The following is a 16,049-nucleotide window of genomic DNA, read 5'->3' as shown; positions in this document are numbered from 1 at the left end:
CACGATCAACCCACGCACGGTACGAAATAAAGTGCGGTGATTTTTGCGTGAGTTTTTTCAAACAACGCATTATCAACCGTCAAGAGCGTTATTTATTTCGTGCAACAAGTTGCACGCTACGATCCACGATCAACCCACGCATGGAACGAAATAAAGTGCGGTGATTTTTGCGTGTGTTTTTTCAAACAACATATTATCAACCGTCAAGAGCGTTATTCATTTCGTGCAACAAGTTGCACGCTACGATTTACGACCGAACCACGCACGGAACGAAATAAAGCGTGGTGATTTTTGCGTGAGTTTTTTCAAACAACACATTATCAACCGTCAAGAGCGTTATTCATTTCGTGCAACAAGTTGCACGCTACGATCCACGATCAACCCACGCACGGTACGAAATAAGGTGCGGTGATTTTTGCGTGTGTTTTTTCAAACAACGTATTATCAACCATCAAGAGTGTTATTCATTTCGTGCAACAAGTTGCACGCTACGATTCAGATTTTGTCTGTAGCGTGGATACAAACAGAGGCGACGTGCCTGACGTTGCAAGGACATTATGATTTAAGTAGAATAAATAGAGTAGAAAGATAAATCATATATACATTTGTCGCTGTTTTATGGTTTTATTGATTAATTTATAAGAGGTGCAACAAGGAGGAGCGATGTTTAAATTTGACATGTCCCTTTCTCAAAATTTTGCTATTTTTTATGATGGCGATGATGTAGTTCTTGTAGATTCATTTGATAATAACCACTTTGATGTTCGTATGGGAACTATGACAAATTCTGAAATGATTGGTAGCATTACTGCAAGCTCGGATTCAGAGCTTAATATTGCCTTAGAGGGATTAATCAATAGTATTAGAGAGCAAAAATGATTACTCGCGATGATTTACTTAACTTAACCAAAAGTATAAATACTAAAGTAGCTCAATACGCTATGCAGTTTTCTCTCACTTTTCATTTTTCCGAAGATCGGGTGAATGATGCTCGTAATAATCCGCCAATTGATTTGCATGAGCTAGAAGACTTGTTTGATCGTTTTATTTCAACGCATATTATGGCTGTTGTTGCGTTAAATGATAAGGATACTTTCGTTATTGCCTGTTCCCGAACCAATATCCACATCCCTTGTGCGGTGCAAAAAACGACTGATGCGAATGGTGGTGCTTCTCATAAAAATATTGTAATAACGATTATGAGAAAATCTAATTTTGGTGCGAAACAAGAAGATATTATATTTAAAATCAGTTAGATTCTTTCCCTCGTAGCGTGCATCTCGATGCACGAATAATTCAACCCCGATACGTGATTCAGGATTCCCTCGTAGCGTGCAACTTGTTGCACGAATAATCACCCCGATACGTGATTCACGATTCCCTCGTAGCGTGCAACTTGTTGCACGAATAATCACCCCGATACGTGATTCACGATTCCCTCGTAGCGTGCAACTTGTTGCACGAATGAATCAACCTCGATACGTAATTCACGATTCCCTCGTAGCGTGCAACTTGTTGCACGAACGAATCACAAAGGGAACGAAATAAAGTGCGGTGATTTTTGCGTGTGTTTTTTCAAACAACGCATTATCAACCGTCAAGAGCGTTATTCATTTCGTGCAACAAGTTGCACGCTACGATTTATGATTTCGTGCAACGAGCTACACGCTACGGAGATTATTCTTGATATAAATTTTGTATTTTGACGCTGATATCGCCACCCCAATCGAGAGGATATATTTGATCGGTTACATCACGGTGAAATGATGAATATGGCCAATCTTTAACGGCGGTGACGTAGCCATGCTTGACAGGGTTATAATAAATATAATCCCAATGGTTTGAGAGGTCTTGCTCGTTACGGATGAGATGTTCCCAAAAACGGCGTTGCCAAATACCAAGATCCCCTCGTCTTCGTTGGCTTTGATTTGGCAGTCGGCAATGTGCGGGGATTTTTTGGCTAAATAGGGTTTTTAATAAACGAATTCGGGTGGCATAACGATGATCATTTTCAGGTAATTCCATTAGCCAATGAAGATGATCCGGTAATATACAGATGGCAATTGTTTTGAAAGGATAACGTTGTTGTGTTTCGATAAAAGCCGCCCGCAGTTCGTTAATATAGCGAGTTAGCCAATCTTTTGAACGATCTTGAAGCGCAAGCGTGAAAAAATAGGTACCACCCTCAGTGAGGTCTCGTCGATAAGTTGCCATAGGGGTTTCTTGTGCAGTTGTTCACATTCTATGCACCATTATACCAAATAAGCTTTTTGTATTCAGTAGCACGAATGAATCAACCTCGGTGCGTGCCTCACGATTCCCTTGTAGCGTGCAACTTGTTGCACGAATGATTCAACCTCGATACGTAATTCACCGATTTCCTCGTAGCGTGCATCTCGATGCACGACGGAACCACGCAAGGAACGAAAAAAAGTGCGGTGATTTTTCCGTGCATTTCAGACAACGTATCATCCACCGTCAAGAGCGTTATTCATTTCGAATGTAGCGTGCAACTTGTTGCACGAATGATTCAACCCCGATACGTAATCCACGATTCCCTCGTAGCGTGCATCTCGATGCACGAATGATTCAACCTCGATAGGTGATTTATGATTCCCTCGTAGCGTGCATCTTGATGCACGACGGAACCACACACGGAACGAAATAAAGTGCGGTGATTTTTGCGTGAGTTTTTTCAAACAACATATTATCAACCGTCAAGAGCGTTATTTATTTCGAATGTAGCGTGCAACTTGTTGCACGAATAATGAATCCCGATACGTGATTCGCGATTCCCTCGTAGCGTGCATTTTGATGCACGAAAGATTTAACCTCGGTGCGTGCCTCATGATTTCGTGCAACAAGTTGCACGCTACGCTCCACGACTAAACCACGCACGGAACGTTATTTAATCCTTTCGGGCATTTCCGATTTCGTGCAACAAGTTGCACGCTACGATAGACAAAAAAGTGCGGTGAAAAACAAGGTATTTTTTCACCGCACTTTATTTGGATTCAACGACAAGCTGAGCTTATAAAATTACGTCCAATTTATCATAAGCACGACGGGCTTTTTCTAAGGCTTTTTCAACGCTGATGTCACGTGCCAAAATCACCCCTAAACGGCGATGACCATTCACTTCGCCTTTACCAAAAAGGCGTAAGTTGGTTTGCGGTTCGGCAAGTACCTGCTCTATGTTGGCAAATTGTACTTGGTTGGATTTGCCTTCCACCACAATGGCTTTGGACGCGGACGGGCTGATGAAATCGATGCTTGGAATCGGCAAGCCTAAAATGGCGCGAGCGTGTAAGGCGAACTGTGATAACTCTTGCGAGATCATGGTCACCATGCCGGTATCATGTGGGCGCGGGGAGACTTCGTTAAAAATCACGTCATCGCCACGCACGAACATTTCTACCCCGAAAATCCCACGACCACCTAATGCACCGGTGATTTTCTCTGCAATGTCTTGCGCTTTTTTCAATGCGGTTTCTGACATGGCTTGAGGTTGCCAAGATTCACGGTAATCCCCATCCACTTGAATGTGTCCAATAGGGGCAAGGAATGAGGTGCCATTGACATGGCGCACCGTGAGCTGGGTAATTTCGTAATCAAATTTAATGAACCCTTCCACAATGACACGCCCTGCGCCGGCACGTCCGCCTTCTTGGGCGTAATCCCATGCCGATTGGATTTGATCGAGGGTGCGAATGACGCTTTGTCCATGACCGGAGGAGGACATAATCGGTTTGACCACGCACGGAACACCGATTTTTTCGACCGCACTTTTGAAGTCGTCAAAGTTATCTACGAATTCATAAGGTGAGGTTGGCAAGCCCAATTCTTCGGAGGCTAAACGACGAATGCCTTCACGGTTCATGGTTAGTTTCGTAGCTTTGGCGGTCGGGATAACGGTGAATCCTTCTTGTTCCAGTTCAAGTAAAGTATCGGTGGCGATAGCTTCCACTTCCGGCACGATAAAATCAGGACGTTCCTTTTCCACAACGGCGCGTAATGCCGCGCCATCCAACATGGAAATGGTGTAAGCACGGTGTGCCACTTGTTGTGCTGGCGCGTTTTCATAGCGATCTACCGCAATCACTTCAACACCTAAACGTTGTAATTCAATGACAACTTCTTTGCCCAATTCTCCCGCACCAAGCATCATTACTTTTAGTGCTTTTGGGGTTAATGGCGTGCCGATTGTGGTCATGGGGGGCTCCTTATTGTTTGAGTAAACTTTCGTCTAAGGTTAAATCTTCGTTTTTATTCACGCCAATACCGCGTGCTAATACGTTTTGCGCGATTTGATGGGCTTCTTCCAAAGAATGTTCGGTGTATGTTCCGCATTGGTATTCATTCAGTTCAGGAATTTCACGTTGATTTTTCACATTAAGGATATCCTGCATGGAGGCTGCCCAAGCCTGTGCAACTTGGGTTTCGTTCGGGGTACCGATTAAGGACATATAAAAACCGGTGCGGCAACCCATCGGCGAAATATCAATAATTTCGACCTCTTGACTATTGAGATGATCACGCATGAAACCGGCAAATAAATGTTCCAATGTGTGAATGCCCTTCGGTGGCAAATTTTCTTTATTAGGAATGGTAAAACGCAAGTCAAAAACCGTGATGGTATCGCCTTTTGGCGTTTGCATTGTTTTGGCGATTCGCACTGCGGGCGCATTCATTCGGGTATGATCCACTTTGAAGCTATCAAGTAATGGCATAATCTCTCCTTAATTGGTGTCATTTAGGGCTAAAAAACAGCGGTTATAAAAAATTGATAAAATTTTTTAAATTTTTGCGAACTTTTTCCGTTATACTGCAGTCTTAGATAGCGAGCAACTTGCAGTTGTTTTAATAAAATTGGTTCCTTAGGTTATTCGCCTCTCCTTGTGAGAGGCATTTTTTTCGCCATTCTACAGGAAAATTCCAGCGTTACAGAAGAGCGAGTCCAAAAAATAGCAAAAAAACATACCGCACTATTTTGCCCAGCGTCATAAAAATCAGACACATCACCCAGTTTAATCGTAACCATCCTGCCACTGCACAAAAGAGATCACCGACAATCGGTAACCAGCTAAAAAATAACATCACACTGCCGTAACCTTGTGTTTTGGCTAATACCCACGCGAGTTTGGCATTTTGGGGCGGTGTATTGAAAGTGGGGAGCCAACGCCCCAGCGCATAGGTAGTCAGGCTGCCCAATGTATTTCCGGCAATTGCCGTCCACAATAGGCTTTGAATATCCAAAGAAAAATAAGGGGAGCCCGTCCATAAGCGCGGTGTGACGAGGGTGAGAAAAATAATTTCGGAATTGCCGGGAAGTACGGTGGCACTGAGGAAGGCGCTGGCAAACATTATCCAGAGTCGATGCTCGCCTAGCAATGCAAGCCATCCCTCCCCGCTAAAAAGATCAAACATGATGTAATAGGTCAAAAATCAGTGCATTAGTCATTTTTAGCATTGACGCGGAACGCTTTTCATCACGCCGGGCGACGTAATAATTTATTTACCCGCACATCAAACACATCCATGCCCGCATTCAATCCAGCCTGAATACCCAAATCGCCATCTTCAAACACTAAACAGCGTTGCGGTTTCACTTGAATCAATTCAGCACAACGTAAAAACGTATCCGGTGCCGGTTTGTGATGTTGAATATCTTCGGCAGTAACAATCGCGGAAAAATATTTCTCAAAATCAAACTTATCTAATAAAATTTTGGCGATGGGGCGATAAGAGCCTGTGCCAAGGGCAAGCGGTTTTTTATTATAAAAATGACGAACAACATCCGCTGCAGGAAGCAATGTGGCGTGTTTCATGATCAGGTGTTTGCCATATTCTCTTTTTAATTCGATTACATCATCTAATTTATCTAACGGCATGGCATGACGTTTCATCATTTCTAACGCAATGTCTTTCACCGGCGCGCCACCCATTTCATACAATAAATTGCCATCAAATGGATAACCAAAATGTTGTCCAACCATTTCCCACGCTTTCGCATGACTCGGCATCGTATCAATAACTGTGCCGTCCATATCAAAAATCAAACCGTCATATTCATTAATGAAATTATTCTGTAACATCTCGCTTTCCGAATTATTTTAAATAAGAAGAGTGCGCTATTTTCCTACAAATTTGTGATCAATGCACCGTTTAATTCATACGAATTTCGTTATACTGAGATCATTTCATTGAGAGTGAATACATGGATCTTCGACAGCGACTTGAGGCATTTCAAGCCCGAGAATTAATTGACGAACATATTGTACAAACGGTACTGAACATACGTTGCCACTTGCAACAAGATTGGTTGGCAGACGTAGAAACCGAGCAGGTTAAAATGATGTTAGTGCATCTCGCCAGTGCTTTGGGTCGGATTCAACGTGGGCATTGCGTTTCACCGTTGTATGCCGATTTTTTAGCAGAAATCCAAAGTGCGGTGGTTTTTCCGCAAGTTTTACAGATTCATCAAAAAATATTGGCATGCCTTCCGTTTGCCATTCCCGAAGAAGAACAAACCTATTTTCTCGCCAATGTGTATGCCTTAGTGCTGGATCAGCCACAGGTGCTGGCTTTTGTGGACAAAATTGCTTGAGAAAATGACCGCCCTTTAGGCAATGCGGCTATCCGTTATGGCGTTATCATGTCCCTGTTCGATATAAATAAAGACAGGCATAAAGCCTGTCCCTACAATGTTTATTTTAATAGACTTTTATCCCGCACGGCGCCTTTATCCGCCGATGTCGCGAAATGCCCGAAGACTTTCAATGCAAAGGATACTTCACGTTGGCGGTTTGCCGGTTGCCAGCCTTTGGCATCTTGTTCGGCGCGGCGTTTGGCTAATTCTTCATCGCTGATCTTGAGGTTAATCGCACGATTCGGAATGTCGATTTCGATAATGTCGTTATCCTGTACTAAACCAATCGCACCACCGGAAGCCGCTTCAGGTGAGGCATGACCGATAGATAAGCCGGATGTGCCACCGGAGAAACGACCATCTGTTAATAAAGCACATTTTTTGCCTAAGCCCATGGATTTTAAGTAGCTGGTTGGATACAACATTTCTTGCATACCCGGGCCGCCTTTTGGACCTTCGTAACGGATAATCACAACGTGACCTTCTTTGACTTTACCACCTAAAATACCGGCTACAGCGTCTTCTTGGCTTTCAAACACGATGGCACGACCGGTGAATTTCCAGATAGACTCATCCACTCCCGCAGTTTTGACGATACAACCGTCTTCGGCAATGTTCCCGAACAAGACGGCTAAGCCCCCTTCTTGAGAAATCGCATTTTCTTTGTTGCGGATACAGCCGCTTACACGGTCATCGTCCACGCTGTCCCAACGACAATCTTGTGAGAAGGCTTGGGTGGTGCGAATGCCTGCCGGGCCGGCGCGGAAGAATTTGTGTAATGCTTCGTCTTGGTTACGGATAATGTCGTATTGATTGAGCTGCTCGCCCATGGTTAAGCCCAACACGGTGTGAGTGTTTTTGTGAATTAACCCCGCACGATCTAATTCGCCCAATAAGCCCATAATGCCGCCTGCGCGGTGTACGTCTTCCATGTGGTATTTGTTGGTGTTCGGCGCAATTTTACTTAAGCAAGGCACGACGCGGGATAAGCGGTCGATGTCTGCCATTTTGAAATCTACCCCTGCTTCTTGCGCCGCTGCGAGCAAGTGTAAAACGGTGTTACTGGAACCGCCCATGGCGATATCTAAGCTCATAGCATTTTCAAAAGCGTCAAAGGTGCCGATAGAACGAGGTAATACGCTTTCGTCGTCCTGTTCGTAATAACGTTTGCACAGTTCCACAATTTGGCGACCGGCTTTTAAGAACAAGTCTTTACGGTCGGCGTGGGTGGCAAGCATAGAACCGTTGCCCGGTAAAGATAACCCTAAGGCTTCTGTTAAACAGTTCATGGAGTTGGCAGTAAACATCCCTGAGCAGGAACCGCAAGTCGGGCAGGCGCTACGTTCGATAGCATCAATACGCTCATCACTGACATTAGGATCCGCCGCTTCAATCATTGCATCCACTAAGTCTAAACGAATCAGTTGATCCGATAACTTGGTTTTGCCGGCTTCCATCGGACCGCCTGATACGAAGATGGTCGGAATGTTCAAGCGCATTGCCGCCATTAACATTCCCGGGGTGATTTTGTCACAGTTGGAAATACACACCATCGCATCAGCACAGTGGGCGTTCACCATATATTCCACGCTGTCGGCGATTAAGTCTCGACTTGGTAAGGAGTAAAGCATTCCACCATGTCCCATGGCAATACCGTCATCCACCGCAATAGTGTTAAATTCTTTTGCCACGCCGCCGGCTTTTTCAATTTCTGCCGCGACCAGTTGTCCCATGTCTTTTAAATGCACATGCCCCGGCACGAATTGGGTGAAGGAGTTCACCACCGCAATAATGGGTTTGCCGAAGTCATTTTCTTTCATTCCTGTGGCACGCCATAAGGCACGTGCGCCTGCCATATTACGACCTTGTGTGCTGGTCGCTGAACGTAGTTTTGGCATAAATAAGTTCTCCGAGTAAGTTTTCGTTAAGGTTTATATGAATTTCTTCGTTAATTAATACTGCCAAATCTCCCCTAACCCCTCTTTACTAAAGAGGGGGATTTCTTTAGCTGTTTAATTTATCTGGCTCATTTATGTCTCGTTTTATTGATATTTTAATCTTAAATTCATGAGACGATATTTAAATTCTCAACTTATTCCCCTCTTTAGCAAAGAGGGGTTAGGGGAGATTTGGCAGAAGATAAAACGGAGAAATTATTCAATAAAATATTGTTTTATTTAATCTCAATCACATCCGGCAATTTCTCCAACTGACTCACCAACAACTCCAAAGTGCGGTTGGATTTTACGGTGAATTTTAACCGCACTTTGTCGTTAATCAGTTGCATATCCATTTGAGTCACGGTGAAACCACGGTGGCGGATGACGCGGAGAATGCGTTCCAGCACTTCGGGGCGGTGTTGGGCGGTGAGGTCGATTTGGTGTTCCATGTGATTACTCCATACTTTCCAACATATCTGCGTTGCACGCGCCCGGCGGCACTAACGGCCACACGTTTTCGTCAGAATGAATGCAAATATGCAATAAATAAGCCTCTTGGCTGTTGAATAAGCGTTCTAGCGCGGCATCCACTTGATGAGCGGAATCAATGCGTTCCCCTTTAATGCCGAACGCTGAGGCAAGCACTACGAAATCCGGGTTGTCGTCTAGAATCGTGCTGCTGTGACGAGCATTGAAAAAGAGGGATTGCCATTGGCGCACCATGCCGAGGCGTTGGTTATCCAATAACACGATTTTAATTGGAGCTTTGCCGCGACCAATGGAGCCGAGCTCTTGAATATTCATCATGATGGAGCCATCACCGCTGACTAAAATCACTTCATCTTCCGGGCGGGCTTTTTTCGCACCGATGGCGGCAGGCAAGCCGAAACCCATGGTGCCGAAACCGGCGGAGGTGATGAAGTTTTCCGGTGCGTGATGTTGCACATGTAGTGCCGACCACATTTGATGTTGTCCCACGTCAGTGACGATGATAGTTTCCGGTGTTTTTTTGCGTGAAATGCTGTTGAGCAACCATAACGGGTTGATGAGTTGTTCGCCGTCATGTTCACCGTAGCTGAACGCAAATTGTTGTTTATATTGTGCGACGGTTTGTTGCCAAGGGGCGATGTCAAGCGGCACGCTGAGGTTTTCTAGCGTGGCGATTAGATGGCCGCGTAATGCTACATCTGGTCGGCGTAATTTACCTAATTCGGCGCCGTCGATATCCACATGAATCACTTTGGCATGTGGTGCGAAGGTGTCGAGTTTGCCGGTCACGCGGTCATCAAAACGCGCGCCGAACACGAGCAATAAATCGGCTTCTTGGGTGGCATAGTTGGCGGCTTTGGTGCCGTGCATACCGATCATGCCGAGATAATAAGGATCGTCAGGCGAGACTGCGCCTAAGCCTTTTAGCGTCACAATACTTGGCATTTGAGTCGTGTGTAAAAAATAACGCAATGCCGGCACGGCGCCTGCCATGCCCACACCTCCGCCGATGTAAGCCATCGGGCGTTTGGCCTGTTTTAATAGCTCAAGCGCCTGGGTTAGTTGCTTGTCGCAAAGTGCGGTCGTTTTTGGCGGCGAATTCACGATAGGTTTTGCCGTGGTTGGCGCAACTTGGACGTCTTTCGGCACATCGATCAAGACGGGGCCCGGTCTGCCACTTTTGGCAATTTCAAAGGCTTTGGCAATAATTTCCGGTAATTCGTCAATATTCTGTACGATAAAGCTATGTTTGGTGCAGGCGAGGGATAAGCCAAGTACATCTGCTTCCTGAAAGGCGTCAGTACCGATAAGTGGCGAAGCTACTTGACCTGTGATCGCTACAATCGGAATAGAATCCATTAAGGCATCGCCCAGTCCGGTGATGAGGTTAGTTGCGCCGGGGCCGGAAGTGGCAATACATACGCCAACTTTGCCTGAGGCACGCGCATAGCCAATAGCCGCCATGGCAGCACCTTGTTCGTTGCGGCAAAGTAAATGGTCTAAGCCGGAATCATAAATTGCATCATAGGTCGGCATGATGGCACCGCCGGGATAGCCGAAAATGGTATCCACGTGATGTGCTTTTAAGCACTCGATGATTAAATTTGCACCGTTCATATTCGTAGCTGTGTTCAATTGTTAGGGAAGCGGTTTTTTCGTGTGAAAGGTTTAATCTTTTATTACATTTTCTGAAAAAATTCAAGAAAACCTCAAATATTTTTATATAAAATTTGCTACCATTAGCCATTATTTCATTTAAGGTGAAAAATTATGCAAAAACGTCCCTATCGCGCCATCGTGTCGGACATGGATGGAACCTTGCTGAACGAACATCATGTTATCGGTGATTTTACTGCGCAAACCTTGGAACATCTGTATGACAACAAAGTCGATATTATCCTTGCCACAGGGCGTAATTACTTTGATGTATCCAGTATTTTAAAGAAAACCAAGGTGAAAGAGGCGGTGTTGATTACGTCAAATGGCGCACAAGCGCATAACTTGCAAGGAGAGTTATTGCTAAATAATTCCTTGCCGGAAGAAATTGCGTATCAAGTGATGAATTTGCCCTTTGACGACAACCGCGTCTGTGTCAACAGCTATCAGGCTGATGGCTGGTTTATCAACAAAGACATTCCTGAGCTTTACAAGTATCACAAAGATTCCGGCTTTTTATACAATGTGGTGGATTTTAAGCAACATCACGGACGAGATACCGAGAAAGTGTTTTTTATCGCCCGTACACCCGCAGATTTGGTGGAATTGGAACAGCGTATTCGTCAGAACTTTGGCGAGAAAATCAGCATGACTTATTCCACACCGATTTGCTTGGAAGTGATGAATAAAAATGTGTCAAAAGCCACCGCACTTGTACAGGTGATTGAGCAACGGGAATACGGTTTGCAAGATTGTATCGCCTTTGGTGATGGCATGAATGACGTCGAAATGTTGGCGGAAGTGGGCAAAGGATGCATGATGGGCAACGCCGATCCGCGTTTGATACAACGTTGTCCGCAGCTGGAAACCATCGGTTGCAACACAGACGAGGCTGTTGCGGTTTACCTTCGTGCAATTTTCGGGATGGATTAATGCCGTTCTTATCTTCTTTACTCTGGATTAGTGGCGGTGCCGTGCTCGGTGCTTGCTTGCGTTGGGGCTTGGGCTTGTTGCTCAATCCGTGGTTTAGCGCTTTTTCTTTCGGCACGTTGATCTCCAATTATTTAGGTTGTTTTATTATTGGTGTGTTGTTTGCCGTTTTTTGGTCTTTCCCATCACTTTCTTCGGAATGGAAGCTCTTTTTAGTCACCGGCTTTCTTGGCAGCTTGACCACCTTTTCTGCCTTTTCGATGGAGGTGGTGGAGGATCTCTTAAACGACAAATTCACTGTCGGTATTGGATTAATTGCGGCCCATGTCTTTGGTAGTTTGCTTTTCACCCTCTTTGGCGTGTGGCTTATGCGTTATGTGTTGAAGTAAAAAATGCCTGAATTTGCTGTAACACCGGTGAACGAATATCGTCGGTTTCAAACAGAATTTCATGTTTTGCCCCAGCAATTTTTTTCAGACTGCCGTGCATGAAAAGTGCGGTGAGTTTTTCCAACGTTTTATTATTGACGATTTGTTCTTGTTCCGCCTCTAACACCAATACCGGCGTTTCAATGCGTGGCAACATTTTCGGCAAATGCTTAATGGCGATCAGACACAAATACGCCCACCGGAACGTCGGTCCACCCAAACGAATCGCTGGATTTGCCAAATTAATGTTATTCATTCTTTGCATTCGCGTGCTGTCATGGCTTAACAAATTTTCCTGCACATCCACCGGTTTATAAGGCCCTTTACCAAACACATAACGCTTTCCTTGCCCAAATAACATCATCAGACTTAACAGCATTTCATCACGCACAGGGTGCTTTAAAGGCATACCAAAAAACGGCGCAGAGAACACGGCACGTTGAATGTGATGATCACAATTTGCCAAATAATAGGTCGCCACTAACGCACCGAGCGAATGCGCCAAAATATATTGATTAGGATAGGGATAAAGTGCGGTCAGATTTTCAATAATTTCTGCCATGTCCTCGACATAAAAACGAAATTCATCCAAATGGCCTTTTTCGCCATCGTTCAGTAAACGCTGGGAATAACCTTGTCCGCGATGATCAAAAATCAGTACATCATAGCCTTGTTGATAAACATCGTAAGCCAATTCCGTCCATTTCAACATATTTTCCGCCCGACCATTGACCATGATCACCAACTCACGTGCTGTCGGATGATGAATAAAATGACGATATGCCAGCCGACAGCCGTTTTTTCCATGAAGATATTGCAAGGGATATTGTGCGGCGAATTGAGAAAATTGAAAGGACATCATTGTATGCAAATTCGTAGTATAATGGTCAGAGCACAGCATTTTATCATGCGCCGCTCCATGAGAACATGGCCTCCAACAGAAAGGGATTGCCTTAAGGTGACGAAGAATCGGAACGCAGGTTGATCTAGAACAAGTTAATCATAAAATTCAGGGAAAATACCTCTTTATGGTGATGATTCTGGTGGGGCAAGTAATTATTATGCAACATTCAAAATGGCTCATCGGACCTTATGTCAAAGATGACAATAAAATAGATTATCTGAACAATGAATAAAACTGAAATCTTATCAATGGAAGAAGCGAAAGACTGGCACGTTGTTGGTTTGGTGGTGCAAGGAAATCCCAAAAAAATACCGGCAATTCGTACCGCACTTTTAGCCATTCCACACACAGAAGTGCCAACTTTTGATGAAAAAATCGGCAAGATTGTTGCGGTAATGCAATCTCACGATCAGCATATTTTGCTTAACAACATGGAATCTGTGAAAGATATTGACGGTGTTATTACCGTCTCGCTGATTTATCATCAACAAGATGAGCAGCCTGAATAACTCAAAAATCATATAGTGGGGGGAAAACACTATGAATTTAAGTCGTAGAGACTTTATGAAAGCGAATGCTGCTATGGCTGCAGCAACCGCAGCCGGACTTGCAATTCCGGTGAAAAATGTAGAAGCCGCTGAAACCGAAATCAAATGGGATAAAGCGGTATGTCGTTTCTGTGGTACCGGTTGTGCTGTATTGGTGGGAACAAAAGACGGTCGCGTTGTGGCGTCCCAAGGTGACCCGGATGCAGAAGTAAACCGTGGTTTAAACTGTATCAAAGGCTATTTCTTACCGAAAATCATGTACGGTAAAGACCGTCTAACCCAGCCAATGTTACGTATGAAAGACGGCAAATACGATAAAAACGGTGATTTCACACCGGTTAGCTGGGATGTCGCCTTTAAAACCATGGCAGAAAAATTCAAAGCTGCGATTAAAGAGCTTGGCCCTAATGGTGTTGGGATGTTTAGTTCCGGTCAAACCACCATTTTTGAAGGCTACGCAAAATCCAAACTTTGGAAAGCCGGTTTCCGCTCTAACAACATCGACCCAAATGCCCGTCACTGTATGGCATCTGCGGCGGTTGCATTCATGCGTACTTTCGGTATGGATGAACCGATGGGTTGTTATAACGACATCGAAAATGCCGAAGCTTTTGTGCTTTGGGGTTCCAACATGGCGGAAATGCACCCGATCTTATGGTCCCGTATTACTGACCGTCGCTTATCCAATCCGGATGTTAAAGTGGCGGTACTTTCCACCTATGAACACCGTAGTTTCGAATTAGCCGATTATGGTTTAATCTTCAAACCGCAAACGGACTTGGTTATTTTAAACTACATTATCAATTACTTAATTCAAAACGATGCCATTAACTGGGATTTCGTTAATAAACACACCAAATTTAAACGTGGTGAAACCGATATCGGTTATGGTTTACGTGATAATCACCCATTACAAAAAGCCGCTAAACATCCAAACAGCGGTAAGATGTATGACAGTAACTTCGAAGAATTAAAAGCTTTAGTTTCTGAATACACCTTAGATAAAGCTCACGAAATGTCAGGTGTGCCAAAAGATGTATTGGAAGAGCTTGCGAAATTGTATGCGGATCCAAAACGTAAAGTGGTGTCTTATTGGACCATGGGCCTTAACCAACATACACGCGCTGTGTGGGCAAACCACTTAATCTATAACATTCACCTCTTAACCGGTAAAATTTCTATTCCGGGTTGCGGTCCGTTCTCTTTAACCGGTCAACCGTCCGCCTGTGGTACAGCGCGTGAGGTAGGTACCTTTATCCACCGTTTACCGGCAGACTTAGTGGTGACCAATCCAAAACACCGTGAAATTGCAGAAAAAATTTGGAAATTGCCTGCAGGATTAATTACAGACGTGTTAGGTTTCCATGCCGTTGCGCAAAGCCGTGCATTAAAAGACGGCAAAATGCGTGTGTTATGGCAAATGTGTACCAACAATATGCAAGGCGGTCCGAATATTAACGAAGAAACCTTCCCTGGCTGGCGTAATCCGGACAACTTTATCGTGGTGTCCGACCCATACCCAACCGTTTCTTGTTTAGCGGCTGACTTAATGCTTCCAACTGCCATGTGGGTAGAAAAAGAAGGGGCTTATGGTAACGCGGAACGTCGTACTCAATTCTGGCGTCAACAAGTGAAAGCACCGGGTGAAGCGAAGTCTGACGTATGGCAATTAGTGGAGTTCTCTAAATATTTCACCACCGATGAAATGTGGCCGGCAGAAATTTTAGAGAAAAATCCGGAATATAAAGGCAAAACCTTATATGAAGTGTTATACCGCAATGGTCAAGTGGATAAATTCCCATTAAGCGATCTTGCAGAAGGCCAATTAAATGATGAGTCTTACCACTTCGGCTTCTATTTACATAAAGGCTTATTTGAAGAATACGCGTCATTTGGTCGTGGTCATGGTCATGACTTGGCACCGTTTGATATGTACCACAAAGCACGCGGCTTACGCTGGCCTGTTGTTGACGGTAAAGAAACCTTATGGCGTTACCGTGAAGGCTTTGACCCGTATGTGAAAGAAGGCGAAGGTGTGGCGTTCTACGGCTATCCGGATAAAAAAGCGATTATCCTTGCTGTGCCTTATGAGCCACCTGCAGAATCACCGGATGAAGAATACGATTTATGGTTATGTACCGGTCGTGTGTTAGAGCACTGGCACACAGGAACAATGACCCGTCGTGTACCGGAATTGCACCGTGCTTTCCCGAATAACGTAGTTTGGATGCACCCGAACGATGCACAAAAACGCGGATTACGTCATGGCGACAAGATTAAAATCGCTTCACGTCGTGGTGAGATGATTTCTTACTTAGATACCCGTGGCCGTAATAAAGTGCCGGAAGGCTTGGTTTACACCACTTTCTTTGATGCCGGTCAGTTAGCCAATAAGCTTACCTTAGACGCAACCGATCCGATTTCCAAAGAAACCGACTTCAAAAAATGTGCGGTGAAAGTGGAAAAAGCTTAATAAACAATGAAAAAAACGACCGCACTTCGGTG

At 44.6% G+C, this 16,049-nt stretch carries 16 protein-coding genes; 7 read left to right on the top strand and 9 right to left on the bottom strand.

The window, feature by feature from the left end:
* The first annotated feature begins 663 nt into the window (after window positions 1-663).
* Window positions 664-879, top strand: coding sequence for a hypothetical protein (locus tag J5X96_RS00265; RefSeq protein ID WP_033002593.1), 216 nt, complete (start codon window positions 664-666; stop codon window positions 877-879).
* Window positions 876-1,256 carry a hypothetical protein gene (locus J5X96_RS00260; protein ID WP_209363525.1) on the top strand — a complete coding sequence of 127 codons (381 nt, stop codon included), beginning with the start codon at window positions 876-878 and terminating at the stop codon, window positions 1,254-1,256. Before J5X96_RS00265 ends, J5X96_RS00260 begins: the two co-directional genes overlap by 4 nt.
* Window positions 1,257-1,677: 421 nt before the next feature.
* On the opposite strand, the gene J5X96_RS00255 is transcribed toward J5X96_RS00260, so the two are convergent.
* From J5X96_RS00255 to J5X96_RS00235, 5 genes are all read right to left on the bottom strand, one after another.
* Complete coding sequence (locus J5X96_RS00255) at window positions 1,678-2,214, bottom strand: transposase (protein WP_209363523.1); 537 nt, start codon at window positions 2,212-2,214, stop codon at window positions 1,678-1,680.
* Window positions 2,215-3,031: 817 nt separating this feature from the next.
* Window positions 3,032-4,213, bottom strand: a complete 1,182-nt coding sequence (gene purT, locus J5X96_RS00250) for a formate-dependent phosphoribosylglycinamide formyltransferase (protein ID WP_209363521.1) — start codon at window positions 4,211-4,213, stop codon at window positions 3,032-3,034.
* Between the two features lie 10 nt (window positions 4,214-4,223).
* On the bottom strand, window positions 4,224-4,730 hold the full coding sequence (luxS, locus tag J5X96_RS00245) for an S-ribosylhomocysteine lyase (protein WP_209363519.1): 507 nt from the start codon (window positions 4,728-4,730) through the stop codon (window positions 4,224-4,226).
* A gap of 211 nt (window positions 4,731-4,941) precedes the next feature.
* Entirely contained in the window at window positions 4,942-5,427 is a 486-nt protein-coding gene (locus J5X96_RS00240; RefSeq protein ID WP_209363517.1) for a YqaA family protein, read from the bottom strand.
* A 62-nt stretch (window positions 5,428-5,489) separates the two neighbouring features.
* Window positions 5,490-6,095 carry a beta-phosphoglucomutase family hydrolase gene (locus tag J5X96_RS00235; protein ID WP_209363515.1) on the bottom strand — a complete coding sequence of 202 codons (606 nt, stop codon included), beginning with the start codon at window positions 6,093-6,095 and terminating at the stop codon, window positions 5,490-5,492.
* 122 nt (window positions 6,096-6,217) lie between these two features.
* Here J5X96_RS00235 and J5X96_RS00230 point away from each other — a divergent pair, with 122 nt between their 5' ends.
* The gene (locus tag J5X96_RS00230; protein ID WP_209363513.1) at window positions 6,218-6,607 is read left to right on the top strand and encodes a PRD domain-containing protein; all 390 of its coding nucleotides are present in this window, start codon (window positions 6,218-6,220) and stop codon (window positions 6,605-6,607) included.
* A gap of 101 nt (window positions 6,608-6,708) precedes the next feature.
* Here the strand turns inward: J5X96_RS00230 and ilvD are convergent, their stop codons facing one another.
* The 3 genes from ilvD to ilvG all read right to left on the bottom strand — a co-directional run bounded on the left by ilvD (window position 6,709) and on the right by ilvG (window position 10,695).
* Window positions 6,709-8,547, bottom strand: a complete 1,839-nt coding sequence (ilvD, locus tag J5X96_RS00225; RefSeq protein WP_209363511.1) for a dihydroxy-acid dehydratase — start codon at window positions 8,545-8,547, stop codon at window positions 6,709-6,711.
* Window positions 8,548-8,822: 275 nt separating this feature from the next.
* Window positions 8,823-9,038 (bottom strand): acetolactate synthase 2 small subunit, encoded by a 216-nt coding sequence (ilvM, locus tag J5X96_RS00220; protein ID WP_209363510.1) that lies wholly within the window; start codon window positions 9,036-9,038, stop codon window positions 8,823-8,825.
* A gap of 4 nt (window positions 9,039-9,042) precedes the next feature.
* Window positions 9,043-10,695, bottom strand: coding sequence for an acetolactate synthase 2 catalytic subunit (gene ilvG, locus J5X96_RS00215; RefSeq protein ID WP_209363508.1), 1,653 nt, complete (start codon window positions 10,693-10,695; stop codon window positions 9,043-9,045).
* Window positions 10,696-10,848: 153 nt separating this feature from the next.
* On the opposite strand from ilvG, the gene J5X96_RS00210 reads away from it, so the two are divergent.
* Window positions 10,849-11,667, top strand: a complete 819-nt coding sequence (locus J5X96_RS00210; protein ID WP_209363506.1) for a Cof-type HAD-IIB family hydrolase — start codon at window positions 10,849-10,851, stop codon at window positions 11,665-11,667.
* The gene (gene crcB / locus J5X96_RS00205; protein WP_209363504.1) at window positions 11,667-12,053 is read left to right on the top strand and encodes a fluoride efflux transporter CrcB; all 387 of its coding nucleotides are present in this window, start codon (window positions 11,667-11,669) and stop codon (window positions 12,051-12,053) included. The genes J5X96_RS00210 and crcB overlap by 1 nt, the downstream gene beginning before the upstream one ends.
* On the opposite strand, the gene J5X96_RS00200 is transcribed toward crcB, so the two are convergent.
* A complete protein-coding gene (locus J5X96_RS00200) occupies window positions 12,031-12,954 on the bottom strand; it encodes an alpha/beta fold hydrolase (protein WP_245193464.1) in 924 nt (307 codons plus the stop codon). The two genes, crcB and J5X96_RS00200, sit on opposite strands and share 23 nt — an antisense overlap.
* Before the next feature lie 266 nt (window positions 12,955-13,220).
* Here J5X96_RS00200 and J5X96_RS00195 point away from each other — a divergent pair, with 266 nt between their 5' ends.
* Window positions 13,221-13,505 carry a chaperone NapD gene (locus tag J5X96_RS00195; RefSeq protein ID WP_209363500.1) on the top strand — a complete coding sequence of 95 codons (285 nt, stop codon included), beginning with the start codon at window positions 13,221-13,223 and terminating at the stop codon, window positions 13,503-13,505.
* 31 nt (window positions 13,506-13,536) lie between these two features.
* Window positions 13,537-16,017, top strand: coding sequence for a nitrate reductase catalytic subunit NapA (napA, locus tag J5X96_RS00190; protein WP_209363498.1), 2,481 nt, complete (start codon window positions 13,537-13,539; stop codon window positions 16,015-16,017).
* Window positions 16,018-16,049 lie beyond the last annotated feature (32 nt).

Source organism: Aggregatibacter sp. 2125159857, assembly GCF_017798005.1.
Classification (GTDB): Bacteria; Pseudomonadota; Gammaproteobacteria; order Enterobacterales; family Pasteurellaceae; genus Aggregatibacter.
The sequence above is the reverse complement of the archived record's forward strand: the minus strand, read 5'-3'. Positions and strand labels throughout refer to the sequence as shown.

Bases quoted from the DNA above. Each gene is read 5' to 3' on its own strand.
- J5X96_RS00260 (WP_209363525.1), top strand. From the start codon at position 876: ATGATTACTCGCGATGATTTACTTAACTTAACCAAAAGTATAAATACT.
- J5X96_RS00230 (WP_209363513.1), top strand. From the start codon at position 6,218: ATGGATCTTCGACAGCGACTTGAGGCATTTCAAGCCCGAGAATTAATT.
- J5X96_RS00195 (WP_209363500.1), top strand. From the start codon at position 13,221: ATGAATAAAACTGAAATCTTATCAATGGAAGAAGCGAAAGACTGGCAC.
- J5X96_RS00255 (WP_209363523.1), bottom strand. From the start codon at position 2,214: ATGGCAACTTATCGACGAGACCTCACTGAGGGTGGTACCTATTTTTTC.
- purT (WP_209363521.1), bottom strand. From the start codon at position 4,213: ATGACCACAATCGGCACGCCATTAACCCCAAAAGCACTAAAAGTAATG.
- J5X96_RS00200 (WP_245193464.1), bottom strand. From the start codon at position 12,954: ATGATGTCCTTTCAATTTTCTCAATTCGCCGCACAATATCCCTTGCAA.
- ilvM (WP_209363510.1), bottom strand. From the start codon at position 9,038: ATGGAACACCAAATCGACCTCACCGCCCAACACCGCCCCGAAGTGCTG.
- J5X96_RS00240 (WP_209363517.1), bottom strand. From the start codon at position 5,427: ATGTTTGATCTTTTTAGCGGGGAGGGATGGCTTGCATTGCTAGGCGAG.
- luxS (WP_209363519.1), bottom strand. From the start codon at position 4,730: ATGCCATTACTTGATAGCTTCAAAGTGGATCATACCCGAATGAATGCG.
- J5X96_RS00210 (WP_209363506.1), top strand. From the start codon at position 10,849: ATGCAAAAACGTCCCTATCGCGCCATCGTGTCGGACATGGATGGAACC.
- napA (WP_209363498.1), top strand. From the start codon at position 13,537: ATGAATTTAAGTCGTAGAGACTTTATGAAAGCGAATGCTGCTATGGCT.
- J5X96_RS00265 (WP_033002593.1), top strand. From the start codon at position 664: ATGTTTAAATTTGACATGTCCCTTTCTCAAAATTTTGCTATTTTTTAT.
- ilvG (WP_209363508.1), bottom strand. From the start codon at position 10,695: ATGAACGGTGCAAATTTAATCATCGAGTGCTTAAAAGCACATCACGTG.
- crcB (WP_209363504.1), top strand. From the start codon at position 11,667: ATGCCGTTCTTATCTTCTTTACTCTGGATTAGTGGCGGTGCCGTGCTC.
- ilvD (WP_209363511.1), bottom strand. From the start codon at position 8,547: ATGCCAAAACTACGTTCAGCGACCAGCACACAAGGTCGTAATATGGCA.
- J5X96_RS00235 (WP_209363515.1), bottom strand. From the start codon at position 6,095: ATGTTACAGAATAATTTCATTAATGAATATGACGGTTTGATTTTTGAT.